This window comes from Rhizobium sp. CFBP 13726 (assembly GCF_014841925.1).
GTDB lineage: Bacteria > Pseudomonadota > Alphaproteobacteria > Rhizobiales > Rhizobiaceae > Neorhizobium > Neorhizobium soli.
In genome coordinates, this window is the sequence record NZ_JACYUU010000005.1 from 345,193 (window position 1) to 370,451 (window position 25,259).

Consider the following 25,259-nt stretch of genomic DNA (forward strand, 5'->3'; position numbering starts at 1 on the left):
CGGCCTTATATTTTTAGAACCTCGTCGCGCCAGAAGACGATAACATAGCCGCCGCGTGCTTCAGCGTTGGATGCCCATGCCTTGAACTGCGGCATATAGGGCGGATGACGCCACAGATCGGGATAGTCGGGATCGGCAAGGACCGTAATCTGCTGTCCTTCCCCATAGACCATCAGGTGGGATCTTTGAGGAGCCCACTCGTCGCCCAGTCCTTCGCGCGTTAGCCAATGGCACACGAAGTCGCGGCAAAGCATCGGTCGATCTTGGTAGATGGAACAGCCTTGTCCGGCAACGCAGTGCCTGCACCACTCGTCCGCAGGCTTGTTGAGATCATCAATGTCCGGCAACCGGCAGCAAAGGGTGCAGGTTCCGCACGCGCGGCCCTCGACAATGGCTGGTGTCATTCTTGCGATACGCTTCCTGCGTCTTGGGGATACCCCCGGTCTGCGACCTTCAAACAGTTTCGTTCAAGAGCCGCACGCGATTGAAGAGGCTGCCGGATCCAGAGTTGGGTGCGGGAGGCCGCAAAACGGCACCGCCCGGATATCACCGCAGGGGTGTGTGACGCAAGAAAAGCGCTTTGGTTTCGACGCATGCGGGAAACGGAAGTTTAATCGATGAGCCTTAAGTCTGATGCAAACGGAGATTTTTCCATAATGACGACGAGTTGCCAAGGCTGCCGCGACGGCGCAGCATTCGAACTACCGTTCTCGATGGCATTCCAGCCGATCGTCGACATCGCAACAGGCAAGATTTTCGCCCACGAAGCGCTTGTTCGCGGTCTAAACGGAGAAGGTGCCGGGTCAGTTCTATTGCAGGTGCAGGCCGACAACCGCTATGCGTTCGATCAGCAGTGCCGGGTCAAGGCGATCGAACTTGCCGCGCAGCTCTACGACCCCGCTGACGACGTGAAACTGTCGATCAACTTCATGCCGAACGCCGTCTACGAACCGCGGGCGTGTATCCGCCTGACGCTTGCCACGGCCATGAAGACGGGTTTTCCGCTTGATCGCATCATCTTCGAGTTCACCGAGAACGAGGAGTTGGATACCAAGCACGTCCTTCACATCCTGCGGACATACCGGGATATGGGCTTCAAAACTGCGATCGACGACTTCGGTTCAGGCCACTCCGGCCTCGGCCTCCTCAGTCATTTCCAGCCCGATATCGTCAAGCTGGATATGGACATGATCAGAGGGATCGACACCGATCCGGTCCGGCGCACCATCGTCAAGCACACGTTGCGGATGCTCGAAGAACTCAACATCGTGCCGCTCTGCGAAGGCGTCGAAACCGTCGGCGAAATGTCGGCCCTGCGGGACCTGGGCGTGTCCCTCATCCAGGGCTACCTGCTCGCCAAGCCAAGCTTCGAACACCTCGCCATCCCGGCTTCCGCGAAGGCGATGCTTGCTGCTGCTGCCTGAGAAGCGGCGGGATAGGCGACCCAGAGCGGAATGAAGGTCCGGGATCGGTATCGACGCAGTGGAAACAGGCAGAGATGCCGACTGGACGCTGGCAAGGGCAAGCTCAGGCTAGCTCGATTTGACGAGTGAAACAGCGCGTTCGTTCACGTTCGAGACAGCTTGACGTCAATCGACAGTACTTTTCGCGCCGGAATGCAGGTGATGAAAGAGGAGGCGAAAGCAACTTTCTCGAGAGCGAGCGGTGCCACATGCTGGCGCACCTGAAGCCAAGAGAGACAACGATTTCAGCGAGCATCTGGACAAGTTTTCGCCTGCACACGCATAACGTTTTTTTGGAAGATGTTCGAACAACTCAAGAGCGAGGATCAACGACGATTGGTATCGCGCGGCTGCTTAGGATATTTCACAACAAAACGCGATCCTGTCTCGGTTAACAAAATGGGAACGGATCGGTGAAAATGCTTGCGCGTCGGCAGCGAAGCTGGCGATATTAGGCGCGATCGACATGACGATCCGAGGCGAGATCGCAAACTCGGCATGCTCGAAAACGGAAGCTAGCCGATGACTATCTCCGCCAGCGACGAGAGCGAGCCTCTCACATCATCTGCTCTATCGACCTCGCTTGGCGAGCTATTTTCCAAACTGCGAGCGACACAGCTCACAAGTACGATTTTTTGTGACAGCCATGGCGCTTTCGACGGCTTTTTGGGTTGTGGATACATTTATTACGGTCTCGCCGCCGCCATCCGCAGTCAGGTCAGCGTTTGCATTGGATCCGGTGGCGGGTTTGTGCCGGAAATCCTAAAGCAAGCCCAGCGCGATCACGGTATCGACACGGCCGCAACCTATCTGATCGATGCAAACCTTTCAGACCTTGGCTTTGGCAGCCCCAGCCAGAGTGGCGGCTGGCTCGACGTCAACAACGATTTCACCAAGCGCGCAGGGGACGTTATCATCCTCAAGATGCTGTCTACGGACGCCGCGGCCCTGTTTTTTAATCAGGGCGTGCTGATCGACTATCTCCACATCGACGGGGACCATTCGAAGCGGGGAGTCATCGCCGACTTCGAGGACTTCGCTCCAGTTTTGTCCCCCCGTGCGATCGTGAGCCTTCACGATACGACAATGCCAAGTGTTACCGCAGCGATGGACGTAATTCGGTTGCGCAACCCGGAGTGGGAATACTTTACGCTTGGAGAGGTCGGCGTGGGAACCGCATTCATGCGAAGGCGAACGACAGTCGCGCCTACGCGGCTGGCTGAGAACCGAGCAGCCTTTTCAGATACAAACCGGCAGGTCCTGTTCCGCAAGCCCGAGGAAGTCGACGAAGCGATTCAGGCTAGTCGGAGGAAATCAAGCTTCGAGCGCTGGCATTACCTCAGCACCGCAGCATACCGTATCCGCTATCTGATCGCCGCGGACCTCATCGATGAGCCGGGCGCGACCGTAATCGAAGTCGGCGGTTTTCCGAACTCGGTTGTCGATTTTCTAGACAAATCGCGTCGTGTGATCGCGTTTGATCCTTATACACCGGCTGATTACATCGAGCGCGTGAGCAAGACGGCAGCTGGTAAGGATATGGCCTTCATGTTCTCATCGCGGCCGATTTCCCAGGCAATTGAGGAAATCGACAATATCGGAGCCTATAATGTCGTCTGGCTTGGCTTGGACATCAGTGCCGATATCCACAGTACCCAAGTCTACCGTGCAGAGCTTAAGGGCATGCTCCAGATTATGGGGAACGCAAAAGCGTGCGTCATCGAACTGCCGCAATATGTCCCATCCGCGCTGACGTGGAAACTGGTTCTGGACTGCCTGCACCCTCAAATCCTCCGCGATGTTAAACTCGATTTGTCGGAGGACCCAGTTGCCGACGAATTCTTTGTCAGAGACGGTCGTTCGCAGCGGCGCGTTATTGTGTTCAATGCAAAAAGGCCATTCAGCGGAGAAGTGCATTCGGGTCTGATTGACCAATGTGCGTCCGACCTGATGGATGTACGCAACAAGCAAGCCGGCACGACTGCCGATGGCGCCAACCGGCTCTATCGTTACTGGGCGTCCGAATTGCCAGCCCGTGGCGGTAAGATCATCGACGGGCTTGAACGGTTTGCAGAGGTCGGAAAGGAGTCAAAGGGCTGCCTTACCTTTGGGCCCTATCTTCGCTTGGCTTCCGGCGATTACGCATTTGAAATCATCTATCGGAGCTGGGGGGACATGGAAAGGACGCCGGATCGATGGGACGTATGCGTTGGGGTGAGCAATGTCATTGCGGCAGGTGATTTGCCCGCCAACGATGCAAGACTGTCGACCGCCCGAGGCCATTTTACCTTGTCAAGCGATCACAGCTTGATGCCCGTGGAGATTCGAACCCACTTTGCGGGAGCCGGCGACTTGTGTATTCGACAGATCGTCATACATCAGCTTTAGTAGCCTTGCCGCGTCGTAACGTCGAGGATCCGACGCACGGTGTTGAAGCAGTCAAGTACAAGTCGGATGCCTTCGAACCTTGGGTGGCGGAAGACGTTGCGAAGTTCTGCACCACATGGCAGATAGGCACCCGCCAGCGACTGGCCTTCGAGCCACTGCTGTGTTCGGGCCTCCGGCGATCGGACATCGTCAGGGCAGGGCGCCAGCACATGGTTGGCAATACCTTCAGCATGCGAACGCAGAAGACGGGTGCTGAGATAACCGTAGAGTCTCCCGACCGGCTGATGAGCGTCATCGCTCAGACACAGACTGGCGATCTCGCCTTTATCGGTGGGGAGAACGGTCAACCGTCTACGACGGAGTCGTTCGGAAACTGGTTCCGGAAACATTGCACTAAAGCAGGCGTCGAAAAGAGCGCTTACGGAGTGCGCAAACTATCGGCAACCTTGGCCGCCAATGCCGGCGCATCGTCTCATGAGCTGATGGCACAATATGGATGGGCAACATCCCGCCAGGCTAGAACCTACACAAAGTAGGCGGATCGAAAGCGTCTTGGAGTCAGAGCTTCGAAAATGGTTTCAGAACAAATCAAGGTCGAATTTTCCCCGCACCTAGATCCGAGTGCGGGGAAAATTGCGAAAAGCTAAACGAAATCAACGCTCTTTAGAGCGAGTGGTGCCCCATGCCGGAATCGAACCAGCACTCCTTTCGGAACTCGATTTTGAGTCGAGCGCGTCTACCAGTTCCGCCAATGGGGCACGGAGGGTATGGTGAAGGCCTCTAACATGGCCTCGGCGGCGGATGCAAGAAGAACTATTCGGATCGCTGCAAACCGCGATGTCAGGCATTGCGTCCGGCAATCGCCAGGATCTTTTCACGCAGCAGACGCGCCATGTTGCGGGTGTTGCGGTAGAGGTGAAGCTGTGTCGCGACCTGTCTCACATCGCGGTCGCTGTTGCGGGCAAGGCCGATCACCAGCGTTCCCATTTCCTCGCGCTCTTCCCATAGCCTGCTCATGATCGGATGGTCGGGCACGGCGCAGCTGTCGGTGCGAAGGATGTTGGCATCGTCCAAGTGCCAGTCGGTCAGCTTCATGACCAACAGCTTGCCGGGCGAATAGCGGCTGAGGCTCTCGTCATAGGCGGTCTTCCAGGTATAGGCCTCGCCGGCCATCAAGAAGATCACGATCGAGGCGATCGCGCGGCCGTCGAGATTGATCGTGTGGATGCGCACGGCGTCCACTTCGGCAAGATTGGTGATCGCTTCGCGAGCAAAGGCTGCGCGGTAACGGTCGTTGATCAGGGCCGAACGCTTGCGGCCTTTCCAGCCTGTCGATTCAAGAGCCAGGAATTCCTCCATCCGCTGGCGCACCTCTTCCGGCTGACGGGCGACGGCGTATTCAAGCCTTCCCAGCTGTCCGAGCTTTCGCCACTGGCGCTGCATCTCGCGGTAGTGGTGCGGCGAGACGGAGGCCTTCATATAGGTTTCGCCGTCCTGAAGGCTTTCCAGCATCGGCCGGCGGAAGCTGTCGGTGACGGCAACGGGCAGGTCGCGGCCGATGGCAACGGCGCGCGCAAGCTGGGCAAAGCGGCCGCCTAAGCGCACATCGGGCAGAACGAGAACGGAGGGAAGTTTTGCTTCCCGGGCAGTCAGGGCCTCCAGGAGGTTGTCGATGGTTTCGGCCGCATCTTCGGCATCCACCAGTGGCGTACCGAGCGGGCCGAACGGATTGGACCAGACGCGGATGATCGGGGCACCCATGGCAAAGCCTGGTTTCTCCACGGTAAACGGCATCAAAAGGCGAAGGCGGCTATGGCTTTCGCCTTCGTCACGGATAAGCGCCAGTCGCACCTGGCGGTCATCGATGCGCGGCATGGCGGGGGCAAGAAGCCGCGCCGAGAAGAAGATGTTGGGTTCCATCGCGCGGTGAGACAAAAATTCGAGTTCTTCCTGCAGATCGTAACCGAGACCTGCCGGATAGAGGCAAAATTCGCGGCCGGGCCGGCCGATTTCTACCCGTGTATCGGCATCCGGGCGGTCTGCACGAAGACGCGACGCGACGTTCGGCATTGTGACGTCGTCGTATTCCTTCTCGCTCCTGTTCGGGGGAAGAGCCATTGTGTCTATCGAACCTTGAACGAGGGTCTGGGCAGTGGATCGGAAAAAGCGAATAGCACGATTCCGAGCGTGCGGCGTACTGCTATGTGCAGCAACGTCGCCTCGATCATCATGGCGCCGGCGGTCGCCATCGCCGCACCGACCAGCCCATAATGTGATATCAGCACGACATTGAGAGCGATGCTGCCGGCAAGCGTTGCCGTATAGACTGCAACGCAGAGCTTTTGCCTGCCCGCCATGCTGAGCAGCACTTCTCCGGGACCGACGAGCGACTTGGACAGAATGCCAGCAAAAAGGATCACCATCAGGATATAGCCTGAAGTGAAAGCGTCGCCGAACAGCGACAGAAGCAGTTCACCCGCAGCAAGCGTCGTCAACCCGACGACGAGCGAGGGCCAGAAGGTCCAGCGGACGGCCTGGCCCGCGAATGTGGCCAACGCCGTCATGTCGCCTTCCGCCATGATGGCGGCGAAACGGGGAGCGGCGGCCGCCTTGATGGAGAAGTAGACGAACTGCACAAGGACGATCGTTTTCGACGCCGCAAAATAGATCCCGACATCGTCCGGCGGCAGAAAGATGCCGACCACGACCACGTCCGCATTGGTCAGCAGGAAGCCGATGCCGTCGACTACAAATAGCGGGATCGAGTATCGGATCCAGGAGCCAAGCCGGTAGCGCCGCGATGCATTGCCGTAGCTGCCTTTCAGCCGAAGTATGAGCTGCGTCAGATGCGCAAACGTTGTGGCGTATGTGGCGGCAAGCGCCGCCAGCATGGCGGTCTGCGCATCGCGCGGCGCATCGGACAGGACGGCTGCCGTCATGAAAGTGAGGATCAGGATGGGCCTGAGGATGTAGGTTGGCGCCAGCGCCGATATCGTCCAGCCATGGGTACGGGCAATCCCGTCGAGGATGTCGCCGATGCCGATCATCGGAATGATGAAAAGAGCGATCGAAACCGGCACGATGTAGTAGGGCTCGATGCTGCTGCCGAACGCCCAGAGAAAGGCAAAGCCGAGGCCGCCGATCACGGTCGAGGTGACGAGCGCGACAAGGCAGGCGGCAAGGCTCAAGCCGCGGATCTCGCCGTTTTCACCCTCTGCTGAATGCTGGTGGATGAAGCGGATGATCGAGGTGTGAAAGCCGAGGCAGGAGAGATTGCCGACGAGGATGACAATCACCCAGACGAAGGCGAACAACCCGTATTCGAACTCGCCCATCAGCCTGGCCATGACGATCTGGGACAGGAAGGCGATAGCGGCGCTGAAAATGCGGATCGCAAACGCGGTCATGGCCTGGCGTTGCGCCCGCGCCGTATCGCTGTTTTCGGTCACAGTGGCTCTGATCCTGCCCGTCAGCGGTGCTACTCTGGCACGCAAACCGGCCGGAAGCAGTCTTTCCGCTGTTTCGATCACCGCCATGATGGGCACGCAATACTCGTTACGCTACAGGAGCCATGCTCGCAAATCTGCCACAGCAGGGTTAAGAAACGGTTGGCTCAGCCGACCCGAACGTTAAGACGGCGACGATCCCGCAAACGAAAAACGCCGCCCGAAGGCGGCGTTCTATCGATAACACTGGTGTTGCCCGATCAGGCCTGTTCGAAGGCGCCGTGGCAGTGCTTGTATTTCTTGCCCGAACCACAGGGGCAAGCCTCGTTGCGGCCGACGCGCCCCCAGGTAGACTGGTCTTCGGGATGACGATCGGCAGGCGCTGCGATGAAGTCGCTGCCGTCTGCGCCCGACACCTGGTCTTCGCCGGTCGTCGGGTCGAAATGATGCTCCTCGAACACCGATGGCGGTACCGGCGGCTCGGGGTTCTGCACAAGCTCGACGCGCATCATCTGGGCGGTCACGGCTTCGCGCAGGTTCGCAAGCAGCGCCTGGAACAGCTCGAAGGCTTCCGCCTTGTATTCCTGCAACGGATCGCGCTGCGCATAGCCGCGGAACCCGATGACGGAGCGCAGGTGGTCGAGATTGACGATATGCTCGCGCCACAGGGCGTCCAGCGTCTGCAACACCACGGAGCGTTCGACGTAGTTCATCACGTCGGCACCAAACCGCTCTCGGCGATCCTTGACGGAAGCTTCAGCGGCGGCAGTGATCCGCTCGCGGATATCGGTTTCGCCGATACCCTCTTCGGTCGCCCAGTCCTCGATCGGAAGATCAAGGTTCAGCAGGCGATCAACGTCTGCGCGCAGTTCCTTGACGCTCCACTGTTCGGCATAGGCCCGCTCAGGGATGTGCTTGGCAACGAGAACCTCGATCACTTCGTTGCGCATGTCCTCGATGGTCTCGGACACGTCTTCCGAATCCATCATCTCGATGCGCTGCTCGAAGATCACCTTGCGCTGGTCGTTGGTGACGTCGTCGTATTTCAGAAGGTTCTTGCGGATGTCGAAGTTGCGCGCCTCGACCTTTTTCTGGGCCCGCTCGAGCGCCTTGTTGATCCAGGGGTGGACGATCGCTTCGCCGTCCTTGAGACCAAGCTTTTGCAGCATCGAATCCATCCGGTCGGAACCGAAGATGCGCATCAGATCGTCCTGGAGCGACAGGTAGAATTTCGAGCGGCCCGGGTCACCCTGCCGGCCGGAACGGCCACGCAGCTGGTTGTCGATGCGGCGGCTTTCGTGACGTTCCGTGGCGATGACGTAAAGGCCACCGGCTTCCAGAGCCTTGCCCTTCAGGACCTTCACCTCGGCACGGACGGCAGCCTCCTTGGCAGCGCGTTCGCCCTCGTCCTCGATGCCTTCGAGCTCGCGCTCAAGGCGCATGTCGATATTGCCGCCGAGCTGAATGTCGGTACCGCGACCGGCCATGTTGGTGGCGATCGTGACGGCACCGGGCACGCCGGCCTGCGACACGATATAGGCTTCCTGCTCGTGGTAGCGGGCGTTCAGAACGTGGAATTTCTCAAAACCGGACTCGCGCAGCATGGTTGCCAGAAGTTCGGACTTTTCGATCGAGGTCGTACCGACCAGAACCGGCTGGTTGCGTTCGCTGGCGGCCTTGATCTCCACGATGATCGCTTTGAACTTTTCCTCAAACGTCCGATAGACTTCGTCGTCCTCGTCGATACGCTGGATCGGCAGGTTGGTCGGAACCTCCACCACTTCCAGCTTGTAGATGTTGCCGAATTCTTCCGCTTCCGTCTGCGCCGTACCGGTCATACCGGCAAGCTTGTCGTACATGCGGAAGTAATTCTGGAAGGTAATCGAGGAGAGCGTCTGGTTCTCCGGCTGGATCTGCACCTTTTCCTTGGCTTCCAGCGCCTGATGCTGACCTTCGGAATAGCGGCGGCCCGGCATCATGCGGCCGGTAAACTCGTCGATGATGACGATCTCGTCGTTGCGGACGATATAGTCCTTGTCGCGGGTGAAGAGCTTGTGGGCCTTCAGCGCGTTGTTGATGTGGTGCACGATCGCCACGTTCTCGACGTCGTAGAGCGATTCGCCCTTCAGCAGGCCGGCCTGACGCAGCAGGCCTTCGAGCTTTTCGGTTCCCTCTTCGGAGAAGTTGGCCGAGCGCTGCTTTTCGTCGATTTCGTAATCTTCCGGAGACAGCAACGGAATGTAGGCGTCGATCGTGTTGTAGAGATCGGAACGGTCGTCCAGCGGGCCTGAGATGATCAGCGGGGTGCGGGCTTCGTCGACCAGGATCGAATCGACTTCGTCGACGATCGCGAAGTTGTGGCCGCGCTGCACCATCTGGCCGCGCTCGTATTTCATGTTATCGCGAAGATAATCGAAGCCGAGCTCGTTGTTCGTCGCATAGGTGATGTCGCAGGCATAGGCCTCGCGGCGTTCGTCGTCCGACAGGCCGTGGACGATGACACCGGTCGACAGGCCAAGGAACCCGTAGAGGCGGCTCATGATGCTGGCGTCGCGCTGTGCGAGATAATCGTTGACGGTCACCACATGCACGCCCTTGCCCGACAGTGCATTGAGGTAGACGGGCAGGGTTCCCACCAGCGTCTTGCCTTCGCCGGTCTTCATCTCGGCGATTGCGCCGTCGTGAAGGATCATGCCGCCGGTCAGCTGGACGTCGAAGGGTCGCATGCCGAGAACGCGGAGGGCCGCTTCGCGAAGCACCGCAAAGGCAGGGATCTGGATATCCTCCAGGGTCTTGCCGTCTGCCAGCATCTGGCGGAACTCCGCCGTCTTGTTGGCGAGCTGCTCATCGGTGAGCGCCTTGGTGGCTTCCTCGATTGCATTGATCTTCTCGAGCATCGGCTTGTAGCCCCGCACGCGGCGCTCGTTTGCAGATCCGAACAGTTTGCGGGCAATGCCGCCAAAGCTGACCATACGAATGGCCCTTTCTGATGTCAGTCCCTGATGTCACTCGTCGAGACCACGATTGAGCTTGTCGGCCGGCGGCGCCTCTGACAATTCAACCCGTGGCGCCCGCAAAGCTTCTGGACGCGAAGTTGCGTGACAGATAAGAGGGGGTCCGAATTATGTCAACGGTGACGGCCGATACAGAATGGCCACAATCCGGTGTTTGTGAAGGTTTTCCGGCCGGTGCCAGACGTTCTGGATCCGGTTCACCAATCGAAAGGTAACTCGATGCTGCGCCACAAACTTCTCGTATCGGCTGCTCTTGCCGCTGCGATCTTCGTCCAGGCCCCGGCTTTCGCCGCTGACGATACGGTCGTCGCCAAGGTGGGCAGCCTGAACATCACTCAGGCCGAACTCGACGTCGCGGTCCAGAACCTCGACCCGCAGCTGGCCCAGCTTCCCGAAGAACAGAAGAAGGTTGCGGCCCTTTCCGGCGCAATCGACGTGAAGCTTCTGGCAAGCGGTGCTGCCGCCGAAGGCCTTGGTAACACCGAGGACTACAAGAAGCGCATGGCCTATATCGGCGATCGCGAGCTGCACAACGCCTACTTCCGCAAGCACGTGGTCAATGCCACGACGCCCGAAGAAGTAAAGGCACGCTACGACAAGGAAATCGCGTCGATCCCGAAGCAGGAAGAGGTCAATGCTGCCCATATCCTGGTAAAGACCGAGGATGAAGCAAAGGCCGTGATTGCCGACCTCGACAAGGGTGGCGATTTCGCAGCCATTGCCAAGGAAAAGTCGCAGGATTCGAACAAGGACGAAGGTGGCGATCTCGGCTGGTTTGCCCAGGGCCGCATGGTTCCGGAATTCGAGCAGGCCGCGTTTGCCCTCGAAAAGGGCGCCTACACCAAGACCCCGGTCAAGACCCAGTTCGGTTTCCACGTCATCAAGCTTCTCGACAAGCGCGAAGCCGCTCCGCCGGCACTCGACCAGGTCGAGGACCAGGTCAAGCAGCTCGTGATGCGCGACAAGTATGTCGCCATTATCGAAAAGGCGAAGGCCGACCAGAAGATCGAGATCATGGATGAGGGCCTGAAGAAGGGCTACGAGGACGTGAGCAAGATGCAGGACGGTGCAGAAGCGCCGGCACCGGCACAGCAGTAAAATTCGCATCTGGGCCCGGTATATCCGGGCCCTTTCCTATTCAGCCAGGTTGTTCAGATGTCCTCTTCCGTCTCGCCGCTCGCCCCGAAGTCCTATCCCGAAATGCCGGCCCTGCGCGGCGTCCGCATGGCGACAGCTGCCGCCGGCATCAAATACAAGAACCGTACCGACGTGCTGTTGATGGTGTTCGACGCACCGGCAGCGGTGGCCGGCGTGTTCACCAAGTCGAAATGCCCGTCGGCACCGGTGGATTTCTGCCGCGCGAACTTAGCCCATGGCACTGCGCGGGCCGTGGTGGTCAATTCCGGCAATGCCAACGCGTTTACCGGCGCCAAGGGCCGCCAGGCAACGGAACTTACCGCACAATCGGCAGCGGCTGCTGTCGGATGCAGCGAGAATGAAATTTACCTCGCATCGACAGGCGTCATCGGCGAACCGCTCGATGCCACGAAATTTGCAGGCGTGCTTGGCGATATGCACGGGTCGGCCACGGGCGATTTCTGGCAGGAGGCTGCCAAGGCGATCATGACCACGGATACCTATCCGAAGGTCGCGACCCGCATGGCGGAGATCGGCGGCGTCGCGGTTACGATCAACGGCATTGCCAAGGGTGCTGGCATGATCGCGCCTGACATGGCGACGATGCTGTCTTTCGTCGTCACCGACGCCGATATCTCGTCTTCGGTGCTGCAGTCGCTTCTCTCTGCAGGCGTCGAGCCAAGCTTCAATTCCATGACGGTCGATAGCGATACGTCCACGTCCGATACGCTGATGCTGTTTGCAACGGGGGCTGCTGCTGCAGACGGCCAGGCGCAGATCACCGATCCCGCCGATCCGGCGCTGTCGTCTTTCCGGGATGCGTTGAACGCGCTTCTGAAGGACCTGGCGATCCAGGTTGCGCGCGATGGCGAAGGCGCCACCAAGATGCTCAAGATCACGGTCACGGGCGCTGAAAGCGATGCTAGCGCCAAGACGATCGCGCTGTCGATCGCCAATTCGCCGCTGGTCAAGACCGCCGCCGCCGGCGAAGACGCCAACTGGGGCCGTATCGTCATGGCCGTCGGCAAGGCCGGCGAAGCGGCGGACCGCGACAAGCTGGCGATCTGGTTCGGCGATGTCCGCGTTGCCGTCAATGGCGAACGCGATCCTTCCTATTCGGAAGAGGCCGCGTCCAACGTGATGAAGGGGCAGGACATTCCGGTCAAGGTCGAACTCGGCCTCGGCTCCGGCACGGCCACCGTCTGGACCTGCGACCTCACCAAGGAATATGTTGCCATCAACGGCGATTACCGGAGCTGATGACGGATATGACCGCATCTCTCGCGCAAGGCGACCTGCCGCTGGTTCGGAGACTGGAAGCGGTCGGCTTCCGGGCCTGGCCCGCGGCTTCCGTGGTCTATGACGGCAGCTGGCAGGTTCGGTTGACGGGTAGCCATCCGTCGAAGCGTCTCAACTGCATCGTGCCGCTCGATCCGTCGGATTACCGGGACATGGACCTGCGGTTGTCGAAGGCCCGCAAGCGTTTTGCCGATTACGGACGATCGCTGGTGGTGCGCGAAACGCCGCTCGCACCGCCCCACCTGATCCGTCATCTGGAGGATGATGGCTGGCAGATGTTCGAGACCGCAGATGTGATGATCGGCGATCTCGCCCACCTTCCGCTGCCGCCGACGCTTGGTCATCTTCCCAGCCACGATATCGGCCGTTTCGTCGATGCCTGCATTGCAGTGGGGCAGGACGACGCAGCGCTGAAGCCGGCACTGGCGGAGATCCTCAGTTCCATCAAGCCGCAATCGGGCTTCTTCATCAAGGAAAGCCCACGTCACGGCGCCGTCGCCGTGGCGCTTTGCGTGCAGGACAACGATCTTGCGGGCGTCATGTCGTTTGCCGTGTCGCAAACGGTTCGGCGGCAGGGCATCGGCTCGGAAATACTTGCCTCGGCACTGCGCTGGGCCCGCGTCAGCGGCGCCCGTTCGGCATGGCTGCAGGTGGAGGCAGACAACGAACCGGCGATTGCCCTCTATCGCCAGTTCGGCTTTCGCAAGGTCTATGAATACCACTACTGGCGCAAAGGGTGACCGATCTCATGTCGAGGAAAATTCTTCTCGTTGCAGCCTGCGCGCTGATCGATGCCGATGGCCGCATCCTGCTTGCGCAGCGCCCTGAGGGCAAGTCGCTGGCCGGGCTCTGGGAGTTTCCGGGGGGTAAGGTGGAGCCTGGCGAAACGCCCGAGGAGACGTTGATTCGTGAACTCGACGAGGAGCTCGGGATCCAGACGAAGGAAGCCTGCCTTGCGCCGCTGACATTTGCGAGCCACACTTATGAAACCTTCCATCTGTTGATGCCGCTCTATGTCTGTCGCCGTTTCGAGGGCATTCCGCACGGGCGCGAGGGGCAGGAGATCAAGTGGGTCAAGCCGAACGCGCTTCGGGACTATCCGATGCCGCCCGCCGACGAGCCTCTGATCCCGATCATTCAGGATCTTGTCTGATCGAGATCAATCGAATTAGCGCAGTCGAATTCAGAGCCTGTTAACCTTTAATTCAGCCCATCGTGGCATCGTCAGGGGGATCAGTGACTGCGTTGACGAGGCTTTTCAGCGATGGAAGACGAATTCTGGAAAACTGTGCAGGCCCGCCAGGGGGCAAAGCACAGATCCGGTAGGACCGGCGCCCTCAATATTGCTCTGCTGTTTGGCACCGCTGCGGTTGCGCTTGCGCTGATCGTGACGCCGATGCTCGCCGGTCACGATGACCAGCAGCGGCTGGCAACGGTCAAGCAGGACTTCGACATGATCACCACCGGCTCGATCAAGCCGGTCGAGAAGGGCACGAAAACCTACACGATCCGCCGTAGCGTCCTTCAGGACACGCCGGGCTCCGTCTGCATCGTACAGGGCTACGGCGCAAACGATGGCTGCTAATTAACGATTAGTCACTATAGTCGGGCGACAGATCAGCGGTTTACCGGATAAAGGGCAAGTCATGCGTCTCCTGCGTTCCTTCATGCGCGACGAATGTGGGGCGACGGCTGTCGAGTACGGCCTGATCATTGCAATCATATCGGCCGCCTTGCTCGCCGGTTTCGGCGCTTTTTCCTCGGCGCTCAGCAATATGTTCAGCTTCCTCGGCGGCAAGGTCGACAAGCCGATTACCTGAGCCTCCCCCGATCGTTACCCTGACCTGTCAGTTTTCGTTCTGCGATCCGCGCAGCGCATCTTCCAGCCGCATCTTGGCAGATCCCGGCTTCAGGGGCTTTTGCTGGCTTTCGTGCGGCGCCCATCCCGATGCGTAGATGATCGAAAACGTGGCCCGGATTCGGCCATCCGGATCCGAATAGCGCTCGGCATAAAGCTCGGCGGCTTTCAGGAAGAAGGTCTTCGTCAGCGGCTTGCGGCTGCGGCCTGCAAGCGCGTTGGTCATGCCCATGCCGCGCAGGTCCCGCATCAGCGCAAACAGGTTGTCGTAGCGCACCGTGTAGGTTTCCGCATCGATTACTGGCAGCGCGAAACCCGTCCGCTGCAAAAGCCCACCAACGTCCCGCACATCCGCAAACGGAATGACCCGCGGGCTAGCACCACCGGTCAATTCCACCTCGGACGACAGAAGGACATCGCGCAGCTCGGCAAGCGTGCCGGATCCGGGAATGGCGGCAAGGAACAGCCCGTCCGGCTTCAGCGCCCGGCGGATGCGGACCAGCGTGCCGGGAAGATCGTTGATCAGGTGGAGGGCAAGCGGCGAGACGACGAGGTTGACCGTATCCGGCTCGAGCGGCACATCGTCGAGCGGTGCGACCGTGATGTCTTCGCCCGAGACGGCGAAGGTAGGATCGCTCTCGATCCGGACCATGTTGGCGACCTTGCCGGTTGCTTTCGCTTCGCGGGCTGCAGTCCCCGTACCGCCATGCAACTCGACACCCTGTTCGAACTGCCGCTCGACCACGGACAGCCGCTCGGCCAGTTCGCGTCCGGCTATATCCAGTAGGAACGCCGCGTTGTGGTCGCCAGCGGTAATCGCACGCCGGCGCCGTGCTTCGACCAGTTCGGCGTCAAAAATGATGTCCATGTTTTCCACTCAATTTCCGCGGGTCGCAAAGTCGCTCTCCGTCGATTAATGTCAAGCATGTCTTCGTCCCCCGCCTTGCGATCGCTGAGGAGCATGGTATCGGCCGCGTCCGTCTGGACACGCCGGATAGGCGACGTCGTCTACCCGCCAGCCTGTCCCGGATGCGGGGTGATCACCGGCAGCCATCGCGGTTTCTGTGCACAGTGCTGGCGCGGTCTGCGCTTCATCGAACGTCCTTACTGCGAGGTTCTAGGCCTTCCGTTCTCCTATGATCCTTCCGATCCCGCTCTGGATGAGCAATTACTGATCTCGCCGGAAGCGATCGCCAATCCCCCGGTGTTCGACCGCCTGCGGGCTGTGGCAATCCACGAAGGTGCGGCACGCTCGCTCGTCCATGCGCTGAAATATAGGGATCGCGCCGACCTCGCCGCAATGATGGCCGGGTGGATGCTGCGCGCGAGCGAGACCCATGTGGCCGATTGCGACGCTATTCTCCCTGTGCCGCTTCATCGCTGGCGGATGCTCTGGCGCCGGTTCAATCAGGCAGCCGAGCTCGGGCGGCATCTCGCCGCTCAATCCGAAAAGCCCTTTCTTGCCGCAACATTGCTGCGCACGAAGAGCACGCGGCGCCAGGTGGGGCTGACGGCGCGGGGCCGCGAGGAGAACGTCCGCGCCGCGTTCAAGGTGGCCGCGGGTCGCGAACAGGACGTGTTCGGCAAGCATATCGTACTGGTCGACGACGTGTTCACGACCGGCGCGACAGTGTCTTCCGCAACCCGGGCGCTGAAGCGGGCAGGGGCTGCCGAGGTGACGGTTTTGACCTTTGCAATGGCCATTGCCGGGCCTATATGACAGAGACGGCAATTGTGACGCGCTGCACAAAGTCCTGACAGTACGTGGAGAAAATCATGGCAGATGTGATCATTTACACCCGCGAATATTGCGGTTACTGCGCCCGCGCCAAGGCGCTGCTCGAATCCAAGGGCGTTGCCTTTACCGAGCATGACGCGACCTATTCCAAGGAACTGCGCGCCGAAATGGTGCAGAAGTCGAACGGCGGTTCGACATTCCCGCAGATCTTCATCGATGGTCGGCATGTCGGCGGTTGCGACGACCTGCATGCGCTCGACCGTGCCGGCAAGCTCGATCCGCTTCTGGCGGCCTGAGGAGATTTTTCGATGACCGCGGTCAAGGTTGCAGCGATCCAGATGTGTTCGGGCGTCGATCCGGTCAGGAATGCGGCCGACATGGCGCGTCTTGTCCGTGACGCTGCAGCCAATGGCGCGACCTATATCCAGACGCCCGAAATGACCGGCATGCTGCAGCGTGACCGCAAGGCGGCCCGCGAGGTCTTGCGGGGCGAGGCGGATGATGTGATCGTCTCGACTGCGCGCGATCTCGCAAAAGAGCTTGGTGTCTTCCTGCATATCGGCTCGACCGCCATTGCCCGCGACGACGGAAAGATCGCCAACCGCGCTTTCCTGTTTTCGCCAGACGGCGCAACCGTCTGCAGCTACGACAAGATCCACATGTTCGATGTCGATCTCGACAATGGCGAAAGCTGGCGCGAAAGTTCGGCCTATGAACCCGGCAACGAAGCGCGGGTCGCCGACCTCGGTTTCGGCAGGCTCGGTTTCGCGATCTGCTACGATGTGCGGTTTCCGCAGCTGTTCCGGGCCGAGGCCTTGGCCGGCGCCGAAATTCTCACGGTTCCGGCTGCCTTTACCCGCCAGACGGGCGAGGCGCATTGGGAAATCCTGCTTCGGGCCCGCGCCATCGAGAACGGGACGTTCCTGATTGCTGCGGCACAGGGCGGCACCCACGAAGATGGCCGCGAAACCTTCGGTCATTCGATGATCGTCGATCCCTGGGGCAAGGTTCTGGCGATGGCTGGCGGCACCGGCGAAGAGGTCCTGATCGCCGAGATCGATCTCGACCAGGTCCGGGCGGCACGCCAGAAGATCCCCAACCTCAAGAATGCCCGGGAGTTTTCCGTGGCGATCGTCCCCGACCGCGGTGACGGGGAAGAGGCGGCGTGATCAAATATTCGCTCGGCTGCGAGAACGGACATGCGTTTGAAGGCTGGTTTGCCCAAAGCGCCGATTTCGACCGCCAGGTGGAAAGCGGCTTTTTAACCTGTCCGGTCTGCAATTCCACCGCGATCTCAAAATCCCTGATGGCGCCCTCCGTTTCGACAGCACGGAAGAAGGAAGCCAAGCAGGAGTTGGCGATGAATATGGCGCGCCATGAGGTGATGGCGAAGCTCAAGGAAGCCGTCGCCGGTATCCGCGCCAGTTCCGAAGATGTCGGCGAGAAATTTCCGGAAGAGGCGCGCAAGATCCATTACGGCGAGGCCGATGCGCGCGGGATTATCGGCAAGGCAAGTTTCGACGACGTGCGCGAGCTGATTGATGAGGGCATCGACATCGCCCCCTTGCCGACGCTCCCGGAAGACGGCAACTGACGCCGGTCTTCAAGTTCATTAGCGATGTCGGAAGTATCTTGTAAGTATTTCTTCCAAGACATGCATCTTTACCATGCCGGTTTACCGAACTCTAACCTGACTGCGCTATCTCTGCGGACGGGCTGCCGAAAGCCGTCCGTGATGAACTGGTGCCAGACTGAAATGGAGCGGGCCCGCAAGCCCGTACATGCAGGTTCAAATCCTGCCCAGTTCTCCAAGGACCACACTCCGGCGACGAATTGGCAGACGTCGACACCAACATCGCATTCGACATGACCCTCTGGATTTAGACCAAACAGGCCGGATCGTTGCGATCGCAGCGCAAGGGCGTCCCCGTAACCTTGATCAGACAGAAAGTGCTCTGCAGCATGGAAAAGATTGATCGTTTAGCGTGGGTCGACGCCGCCAAAGGTGTCTCGATCATCCTGGTTGTGATGATGTACGCGGCCTACAATACCGGCGAATATACCGGGCAGGTCGGCTTTCTGCACTATGTCATCGGTTTCGCCACGCCATTCCGGATGCCGGAATTCTTCCTGATCTCGGGTCTGTTCCTGTCGCAGGTTATCGCCCGCCCGTGGTTGCAGTTCGTCGACCGCCGGGTGGTCCATTACCTTTATTTCTACGTGCTCTGGGTCACGATCATGCTTGGCCTCAAGATCGGGGTCTACGAAATCGATCTCAGCAAGATGCTGAAGGAGCTGGCGTTTGCGATGGTCCAGCCCTACGGCGTTTTGTGGTTCGTCTATCTGCTTGCCATTTTCGGACTGGTGACGAAGCTGTTGTACCAGCTGTCTGTTCAGGCCTGGGTGGTTCTTCCGGTCGCGATCGGCCTCGAGGTCCTGTCGCCCCATTCGGCGAGCTATGTGGTGACGCAGTTTGCCGCGTATTTTATCTTCTTCTACCTCGGCTTCCGGACGGGTCCCGCAATTTTGAAGCTGGTCGATCTCTGCCAGCGCTATTCGGCGAGAGCCTGGGCTGCGCTGTGCGTCTGGGCGCTGGTCAACGGAGTGCTCGTGTTTTCACCCGGCTATGAGGTTCAACCGGTCGGGATGCAGATGGGGTCTGCGGTGTTGCCAGGGATGCATTTCGTACTTGCTGTCGCTGGAACGCTGGCGCTTTGCATCGCTTGCGGCCTCGTCGTCCAACTGCCGTTCTCGCGCTGGCTGGTCTGGCTCGGCAAGCATTCGCTGGTTGTCTACCTCGCCTTTACCATCCCGATGTCTCTGTTCAGGGCAGTAGCGCTCAAGACCGGACTGATTACCGATACAGGACTGCTGAGCGTTTCGGTGATGATCGTGTCGATCGTGAGCTCGCTCATCCTCTACGCGATTGTCAGGGCGACAGGGATCGGCAACTTCCTGTTCGAGCGGCCCCGTTGGGCCACGCTTTTGCACCGGAAGGGTGGATCCGTCGACGCCGCAACACCCGTCACGGCTGTCGTCAAGAACTGAAGCTCAGCCCGGACGCCGCGCCAGAAGCATGTAATTGACGTCCATGTCGGATGACAGGTTCCAGCGGTCGCTGAGCGGGTTGAAGAACACGCCGGTGCGGTGAATGATCTCCATGCCGCTTTTTGACAGCGGCTTTTCGATCTCTTCCGGGCGCACAAGCTTGTCGTACTGGTGGGTGCCGCGCGGCAACCAGCGGAGAATGTTTTCCGCAGCAAAGATCGCCAGCGCGCCGGCCTTCAGCGTGCGGTTGATAGTCGCGACGAACATCAGGCCGCCCGGCTTCACCAGCGACGCGCAGGTCGTGATGAAAAAATCGACGTCAGCGACGTGTTCGACTACTTCCATGTTCATGACCACGTCGAACATCTCGCCCGATGCGGCCAGGTCTTCGGCGGTGACTGCGCGATAATCGACGCTAACGCCGGTTTCAGCGGCATGGGTGGAAGCGATGCCGATGTTCTTTTCAGACGGGTCCGCGCCGACAACGGTCGCACCCATGCGGGCCATCGGCTCCGACAACAGACCGCCGCCACATCCGATATCGAGGATGCGAAGACCGGCAAGGGGCTGGTGACCGTTGGGGTCACGGCCGAAATGCTCGCAGATCCGGTCGCGAAGATAGGAGAGGCGGACCGGATTGAACTTGTGGAGAGGCCGAAACTTCCCTGTCGGGTTCCACCACTCGGCTGCCATTTTCGAGAACCATTCAACCTGGTCCTTATCGACTGTGCTGCGTGTGGTTTCGGTCATATCGTCATCCTCTCGTACTAGGGCCTGAAGTCGGACGATCCCGGGTTGATGTCAAGGGGTGACATCGCCGCGGAGGTCGCGCGACAGCTTAGTCATTGTTTTCCAGTGAGCGGGCGGGATGAACCGTTGCTTACGGCGAGGAGAAAAAGGGTGAATGACAGTCAAATACATCATTCATTCGCCATTCAGCCGACAACTGGAACAATAGGTCGTTCCGAGCATTTAGGCTGAAAATTACGGGGCGCAAAACGGAAGCAATTCCGACCGCTTATGTTTTCCAGGAGGAAACAGGTGAAAAAGTTACTTTTACGGGTAGCCGCTCTCGGCGCCTTGATGCTGGCGCCGTCGATTGCTTCGGCTGCCGTGCAGGGATTCGCAACCGCGAACGTGAACATGCGGTCTGGTCCGAGCACCGCCTATCCGGCGGTTACAGTGATCCCGGTCAGCGCGACCGTTACCATCAACGGCTGCATGAGCAGCGTGAACTGGTGCGACGTTTCGTTCTACGGCGGTCGTGGCTGGGTGTCGGGAAACTATGTCCAGGCGGCGTACCGTTCGAACCGCGTCTATGTCGCGCCCGACTACTATCAGGGTCTCGGCATCCCGACGGTGACCTTCGAAGTCAACGACTACTGGGGCCGCCATTACAGAGAGCGCAATTTCTATCGCGAACGTGATCGCTGGCGCGATTACAATTGGCGCGCCGATCGTCAGCCGCCGCCACCGCCGCGTTGGGATCGTGACAGACGTCCGCCGCCACCGCCTCCGGGTTGGGACCGCGACCGCGATCGTGACCGCTGGGACAACCGTCCCGGTTGGGACCGTGATCGCGGCGACCGCCGTGACCCGCCACGCGTCGACCGAGACCGGGACGATCGTCGCCCACCGCCGCGTATCGATCGTGACGACGACCGTCGTCCTCCACCACCGCGTATCGACCGCGACCGGGATGACCGCCGTCCACCACCGCGGATTGATCGCGACGACGACCGTCGCCCACCACCGCCGCGCATGGATCGTGGCGATGACCGCAGGGACGATCGCCGCCCGCCGCCGCGTGCCGAGCGCAATGACGAACGCAGAGAAGAACGTCGTCAGGAACCGCGTGCAGAGCGTAATAACGACCGTCGCGCCCCGCAGGGTGAAACTGAGCAGTGCGTCGGCCCGGGTTGCCGCAATCGCTAAGGCGATAACGGTGGACGAGCTCCGCCGTGAACGGTTACAGTTGATGATAGTCGGGGGCCGCGAAAGCGGCCCTTTTCATGTTCGGCGATTTTCCGCGGATAATCGCGAAATACTGCCTCCGGTTTTTGCCGGGCGTACCGTTCTGGCCTGTTCCGGCCATTGCACCGCCAGCCCCTTTTCGTTATGAGACCCCCGCAACTTTGTGACTCCAGGCGTTCATGCCCGGAGAGCAGAGAAACGGGAAGCAGACGTTCCAGCGTATGGTGCCGGGACGAAACAGTGGTTTTTGTCGAATGGCTCGCATCGTGATGAAGTTCGGCGGCACGTCCGTCGCCAATCTTGACCGTATCCACAATGTGGCACGCCATGTGAAACGCGAGGTCGACGCGGGCCATGAAGTGGCCGTCGTCGTTTCCGCCATGTCGGGCAAGACCAACGAGCTGGTGGGCTGGGTACAGGACACGCCGAAGGTCAATGGTGCTGACTCTCCCTTTTACGACGCGCGCGAATACGATGCCGTTGTTGCCTCCGGCGAGCAGGTGACATCAGGTCTGCTTGCGATCGCGCTTCAGTCGATGGGGATCAACGCGCGTTCCTGGCAGGGCTGGCAGTTGCCGATCCGCACCGACAATGCGCACGGCGCGGCACGCATTCAGGAAATCGACGGTTCCGACATCATCAAGCGGATGGGCGAGGGCCAGGTGGCCGTCGTTGCCGGCTTCCAGGGCATCGGCCCGGACAACCGGATCGCGACGCTCGGTCGCGGCGGTTCCGACACTTCGGCGGTGGCGATTGCTGCCGCTCTCAAGGCCGATCGTTGCGACATCTATACGGATGTCGATGGCGTCTATACGACGGACCCGCGCATCGTGCCCAAGGCGCGGCGCCTGAAGAAGATTTCGTTCGAGGAAATGCTCGAAATGGCATCGCTCGGCGCCAAGGTGTTGCAGGTGCGTTCTGTGGAACTTGCCATGGTTCACAAGGTCCGCACCTTCGTGCGCTCCAGTTTCGAGGATCCCGATGCACCGGGCATGGGCGACCTCATCAACCCGCCCGGTACTTTGATTTGCGACGAGGAAGAGATCGTGGAACAGGAAGTCGTCACCGGCATCGCCTACGCCAAGGATGAAGCGCAGATCTCCCTGCGTCGTCTCTCCGACCGGCCAGGCGTTTCTGCCGCCATCTTCGGCCCGCTGGCCGAAAATCACATCAATGTCGACATGATCGTCCAGAACATTTCCGAGGACGGATCAAAGACCGACATGACCTTCACCGTGCCTTACGGGGACGTGGCCAAGGCCATCAGCGTTCTCGAAGACAACAAGGACAAGATCGGCTTCGACGTCGTGCAGAGCGAATCGGGTCTCGCCAAGGTGTCGGTGATCGGCATCGGCATGCGCAGCCATGCCGGCGTTGCGGCGACCGCTTTCAAGGCACTTGCCGAAAAGTCGATCAACATCAAGGCGATCACCACCTCGGAAATCAAGATTTCGATCCTGATCGCCGGCGACTACTCGGAACTTGCAGTTCGGTCTTTGCATTCCGCCTACGGTCTCGATAAGACTTGATCGTCAACCGGTTCGCCGCGTGGGTGTGAAACTCGCGCGGCCACTTCCGGATTAAAGATGCATTCGGGAGCAATGATGCCGATGAGAGACATGTCGGCCGGGCCGCGCGTTCTTCTGAAGCGGCTCCGCGAGTTGATGGCCGAGCCACTTGAGCCGCAGGAGCGGCTTGACCGGATCGTGCGCCAGATCGCCAGCAACATGGTGGCGGAGGTTTGCTCCGTCTATGTATTGCGCTCCGATGGTGTGCTCGAGCTTTATGCCACCGAGGGCCTCAACAAGGAGGCTGTCCATACATCGCAGCTGAAGATGGGGCAGGGTCTGGTCGGCACGATTGCCGCCTCGGCACAGCCGCTCAATCTGTCCGATGCGCAGGCGCATCCCGCGTTCCGCTACCTGCCGGAAACCGGCGAAGAGATCTACCATTCCTTCCTCGGCGTGCCGATCCTGCGCGCCGGCCGCACGCTTGGCGTTCTCGTCGTGCAGAACAAGGCCAGCCGCAACTACCGCGAAGACGAGGTGGAGGCGCTCGAGACGACGGCGATGGTGATCGCCGAGATGATCGCGACCGGCGACCTGAAGAAGATCACGGCACCGGGGCTTGAGCTGGACCTTACCCGCGCCGTCACGATCGCGGCCAACGGCTATAACGAGGGCATCGGGCTTGGCCATGTGGTTCTGCACGAGCCTCGTATCGTCGTTACCAATCTTCTCAACGAGGATTCGGACAAGGAAATCCTCCGTCTGGCCGAAGCGCTCGGATCGCTCCGGATCTCGATCGACGACATGCTGCAGCGCCGCGACGTGGCGCAGGAGGGCGAGCACCGCGAGGTTCTCGAGACCTACCGCATGTTTGCGCACGACCAGGGATGGGTGCGCCGCATGGAAGAGGCGATCCACAACGGTCTGACGGCGGAAGCTGCGGTCGAAAAGGTGCAGAGCGACACCAAGGCGCGGATGATGCGCCTGACCGACCCTTATCTGCGCGAGCGGATGCATGATTTCGACGATCTGGCCAACCGGTTGCTGCGCCAGCTGACCGGCTATTCCGGCCGAGCAACGGACGAGAACTTCCCGCTCGATGCGATCATTCTTGCGCGCGCCATGGGCGCTGCTGAACTGCTCGATTATCCGCGCGAGAACCTGCGCGGGCTGGTGCTGGAAGAAGGTGCGGTCACCAGCCATGTGGTGATCGTGGCCCGCGCCATGGGTATTCCGGTTGTCGGCCAGGCGACGGGCTTGGTTGCGCTTGCCGAAAACGGCGATCCCATCATCATCGACGGTGACGACGGCCAGGTGCATGTGCGCCCGATGGCGGATCTGCAGAAGGCCTATGAGGAAAAGGTCAAGCTGCGGGCCCGGCGCCAGGAGCAGTTCAAGGCACTGCGCTCGGTCGAGCCGGTGACCAAGGATGGCAAGGCGATCAGCCTCAACATGAATGCCGGCCTGCTGGTGGATCTGCCGCAGCTTGCCGAATCCGGTGCGCAGGGTATCGGCCTGTTCCGCACCGAGCTGCAGTTCATGATCGCCTCGACCATGCCGAAGCTTGAGGAACAGGAGGCGTTCTATCGCGCCGTGATCCGCCAGGCGGCTGGCCTTCCGGTGACGTTCCGCACGCTCGATATCGGTGGCGACAAGGTCGTGTCCTACCTTCGTAGCCAGGAAGAGGAAAACCCGGCGCTGGGATGGCGGGCGATCCGCCTGTCTCTCGATCGGCCGGGCCTGCTGCGCACCCAGATGCGCGCGCTGCTGCGGGCATCGGCGGGTTCCGAGCTGCGCATGATGCTGCCGATGATCACCGAGGTTTCAGAAATCCGCGCGGTGCGCGAGCTGTTCCAGAAGGAAGTCCAGCATCTTTCCAAATTCGGCCACAGCCTGCCGCGCAAGCTGCAGTTCGGCGCGATGCTGGAAGTGCCGTCGCTGATGTGGCAGCTGGATGAACTGATGGCGGAAGTGGATTTCGTCTCTGTCGGCTCGAACGATCTGTTCCAGTTCGCCATGGCCGCCGACCGGGGCAATGCCCGCGTCTCCGACCGGTTCGATATTCTGGGCAAGCCGTTCCTGCGCATTCTGCGCGACATCGCGCGTGCCGGGGATAAGAACCGCACGCCGGTGACCTTGTGCGGCGAGATGGCCGGCAAGCCGCTTTCGGCCATGGCGCTGATCGGCGTCGGTTTCCGCTCGGTCTCGATGGCGGCAACCTCGATCGGGCCGGTCAAGGCGATGCTGCTTGGTCTCGATGCAGGGCAGTTGGCCGAGGAGCTGAACGCCGCGCTCGACGACGTGCGCTCGGACGAGCCGATCCGCAATTTGCTGTTGCGGTTTGCGGAAACCAACAACATTCCCGTATAGAAAAACACAAAGAACA

At 60.2% G+C, this 25,259-nt stretch carries 23 protein-coding genes and 2 tRNA genes; 18 read left to right on the forward strand and 7 right to left on the reverse strand.

Annotated features, from left to right (window positions below):
* Positions 1-5 precede the first annotated feature (5 nt).
* A complete protein-coding gene (locus IFT66_RS20680) occupies positions 6-404 on the reverse strand; it encodes a hypothetical protein (RefSeq protein ID WP_062577462.1) in 399 nt (132 codons plus the stop codon).
* A gap of 252 nt (positions 405-656) precedes the next feature.
* On the opposite strand from IFT66_RS20680, the gene IFT66_RS20685 reads away from it, so the two are divergent.
* From IFT66_RS20685 to IFT66_RS20695, 3 genes are all read left to right on the forward strand, one after another.
* Complete coding sequence (locus IFT66_RS20685) at positions 657-1,424, forward strand: EAL domain-containing protein (RefSeq protein ID WP_192078756.1); 768 nt, start codon at positions 657-659, stop codon at positions 1,422-1,424.
* 561 nt (positions 1,425-1,985) lie between these two features.
* Positions 1,986-3,851 (forward strand): class I SAM-dependent methyltransferase, encoded by a 1,866-nt coding sequence (locus tag IFT66_RS20690; RefSeq protein WP_192078757.1) that lies wholly within the window; start codon positions 1,986-1,988, stop codon positions 3,849-3,851.
* Complete coding sequence (locus tag IFT66_RS20695) at positions 3,818-4,387, forward strand: tyrosine-type recombinase/integrase (RefSeq protein WP_192078758.1); 570 nt, start codon at positions 3,818-3,820, stop codon at positions 4,385-4,387. The genes IFT66_RS20690 and IFT66_RS20695 overlap by 34 nt, the downstream gene beginning before the upstream one ends.
* Positions 4,388-4,524: 137 nt before the next feature.
* Here the strand turns inward: IFT66_RS20695 and IFT66_RS20700 are convergent.
* The 4 genes from IFT66_RS20700 to secA all read right to left on the reverse strand — a co-directional run bounded on the left by IFT66_RS20700 (position 4,525) and on the right by secA (position 10,269).
* Positions 4,525-4,609, reverse strand: a tRNA-Leu gene (locus tag IFT66_RS20700).
* Between the two features lie 82 nt (positions 4,610-4,691).
* Entirely contained in the window at positions 4,692-5,921 is a 1,230-nt protein-coding gene (locus tag IFT66_RS20705) for a GNAT family N-acetyltransferase (protein WP_244631559.1), read from the reverse strand.
* 53 nt (positions 5,922-5,974) lie between these two features.
* Positions 5,975-7,396, reverse strand: a complete 1,422-nt coding sequence (locus IFT66_RS20710) for a lipopolysaccharide biosynthesis protein (RefSeq protein WP_342344803.1) — start codon at positions 7,394-7,396, stop codon at positions 5,975-5,977.
* Between the two features lie 161 nt (positions 7,397-7,557).
* Positions 7,558-10,269: a preprotein translocase subunit SecA gene (gene secA / locus IFT66_RS20715; RefSeq protein WP_192078759.1), complete on the reverse strand. Its 2,712-nt coding sequence runs from the start codon at positions 10,267-10,269 to the stop codon at positions 7,558-7,560.
* Between the two features lie 261 nt (positions 10,270-10,530).
* On the opposite strand from secA, the gene IFT66_RS20720 reads away from it, so the two are divergent.
* From IFT66_RS20720 to IFT66_RS20745, 6 genes are all read left to right on the forward strand, one after another.
* Positions 10,531-11,409 (forward strand): peptidylprolyl isomerase, encoded by an 879-nt coding sequence (locus IFT66_RS20720; protein ID WP_192078760.1) that lies wholly within the window; start codon positions 10,531-10,533, stop codon positions 11,407-11,409.
* Positions 11,410-11,466: 57 nt separating this feature from the next.
* Positions 11,467-12,708 (forward strand): bifunctional glutamate N-acetyltransferase/amino-acid acetyltransferase ArgJ, encoded by a 1,242-nt coding sequence (gene argJ, locus IFT66_RS20725; RefSeq protein ID WP_192078761.1) that lies wholly within the window; start codon positions 11,467-11,469, stop codon positions 12,706-12,708.
* Between the two features lie 8 nt (positions 12,709-12,716).
* On the forward strand, positions 12,717-13,487 hold the full coding sequence (locus IFT66_RS20730) for a GNAT family N-acetyltransferase (RefSeq protein WP_192078762.1): 771 nt from the start codon (positions 12,717-12,719) through the stop codon (positions 13,485-13,487).
* Positions 13,488-13,495: 8 nt separating this feature from the next.
* Positions 13,496-13,900, forward strand: coding sequence for an 8-oxo-dGTP diphosphatase MutT (gene mutT / locus IFT66_RS20735; protein ID WP_192078763.1), 405 nt, complete (start codon positions 13,496-13,498; stop codon positions 13,898-13,900).
* Positions 13,901-14,011: 111 nt separating this feature from the next.
* Positions 14,012-14,332 carry a hypothetical protein gene (locus IFT66_RS20740; RefSeq protein WP_192078764.1) on the forward strand — a complete coding sequence of 107 codons (321 nt, stop codon included), beginning with the start codon at positions 14,012-14,014 and terminating at the stop codon, positions 14,330-14,332.
* 61 nt (positions 14,333-14,393) lie between these two features.
* Positions 14,394-14,567 (forward strand): Flp family type IVb pilin, encoded by a 174-nt coding sequence (locus IFT66_RS20745; protein WP_062454283.1) that lies wholly within the window; start codon positions 14,394-14,396, stop codon positions 14,565-14,567.
* Between the two features lie 27 nt (positions 14,568-14,594).
* Here IFT66_RS20745 and IFT66_RS20750 read toward each other — a convergent pair whose 3' ends face one another.
* Complete coding sequence (locus IFT66_RS20750) at positions 14,595-15,473, reverse strand: methyltransferase domain-containing protein (protein ID WP_192078765.1); 879 nt, start codon at positions 15,471-15,473, stop codon at positions 14,595-14,597.
* 93 nt (positions 15,474-15,566) lie between these two features.
* On the opposite strand from IFT66_RS20750, the gene IFT66_RS20755 reads away from it, so the two are divergent.
* The 6 genes from IFT66_RS20755 to IFT66_RS20780 all read left to right on the forward strand — a co-directional run bounded on the left by IFT66_RS20755 (position 15,567) and on the right by IFT66_RS20780 (position 19,391).
* Complete coding sequence (locus IFT66_RS20755; protein WP_249406525.1) at positions 15,567-16,325, forward strand: ComF family protein; 759 nt, start codon at positions 15,567-15,569, stop codon at positions 16,323-16,325.
* Between the two features lie 56 nt (positions 16,326-16,381).
* Positions 16,382-16,639, forward strand: a complete 258-nt coding sequence (gene grxC, locus IFT66_RS20760; RefSeq protein WP_062454280.1) for a glutaredoxin 3 — start codon at positions 16,382-16,384, stop codon at positions 16,637-16,639.
* 12 nt (positions 16,640-16,651) lie between these two features.
* Positions 16,652-17,512 (forward strand): carbon-nitrogen hydrolase family protein, encoded by an 861-nt coding sequence (locus IFT66_RS20765; protein ID WP_192078767.1) that lies wholly within the window; start codon positions 16,652-16,654, stop codon positions 17,510-17,512.
* Positions 17,509-17,937, forward strand: a complete 429-nt coding sequence (locus IFT66_RS20770; protein WP_062454278.1) for a DUF1178 family protein — start codon at positions 17,509-17,511, stop codon at positions 17,935-17,937. The genes IFT66_RS20765 and IFT66_RS20770 overlap by 4 nt, the downstream gene beginning before the upstream one ends.
* Positions 17,938-18,080: 143 nt before the next feature.
* A tRNA-Ala gene (locus IFT66_RS20775) sits at positions 18,081-18,154 on the forward strand.
* A 151-nt stretch (positions 18,155-18,305) separates the two neighbouring features.
* On the forward strand, positions 18,306-19,391 hold the full coding sequence (locus tag IFT66_RS20780) for an acyltransferase family protein (RefSeq protein ID WP_192078768.1): 1,086 nt from the start codon (positions 18,306-18,308) through the stop codon (positions 19,389-19,391).
* 3 nt (positions 19,392-19,394) lie between these two features.
* On the opposite strand, the gene ubiG is transcribed toward IFT66_RS20780, so the two are convergent.
* On the reverse strand, positions 19,395-20,141 hold the full coding sequence (gene ubiG, locus IFT66_RS20785) for a bifunctional 2-polyprenyl-6-hydroxyphenol methylase/3-demethylubiquinol 3-O-methyltransferase UbiG (protein WP_192078769.1): 747 nt from the start codon (positions 20,139-20,141) through the stop codon (positions 19,395-19,397).
* A 291-nt stretch (positions 20,142-20,432) separates the two neighbouring features.
* Between ubiG and IFT66_RS20790 the strand changes: the two genes are divergently transcribed.
* The 3 genes from IFT66_RS20790 to ptsP all read left to right on the forward strand — a co-directional run bounded on the left by IFT66_RS20790 (position 20,433) and on the right by ptsP (position 25,243).
* Positions 20,433-21,326 (forward strand): SH3 domain-containing protein, encoded by an 894-nt coding sequence (locus tag IFT66_RS20790; RefSeq protein WP_092664587.1) that lies wholly within the window; start codon positions 20,433-20,435, stop codon positions 21,324-21,326.
* A 293-nt stretch (positions 21,327-21,619) separates the two neighbouring features.
* Positions 21,620-22,894, forward strand: a complete 1,275-nt coding sequence (locus IFT66_RS20795) for an aspartate kinase (protein WP_062577503.1) — start codon at positions 21,620-21,622, stop codon at positions 22,892-22,894.
* 81 nt (positions 22,895-22,975) lie between these two features.
* Positions 22,976-25,243 (forward strand): phosphoenolpyruvate--protein phosphotransferase, encoded by a 2,268-nt coding sequence (ptsP, locus tag IFT66_RS20800; protein ID WP_192078770.1) that lies wholly within the window; start codon positions 22,976-22,978, stop codon positions 25,241-25,243.
* Positions 25,244-25,259 lie beyond the last annotated feature (16 nt).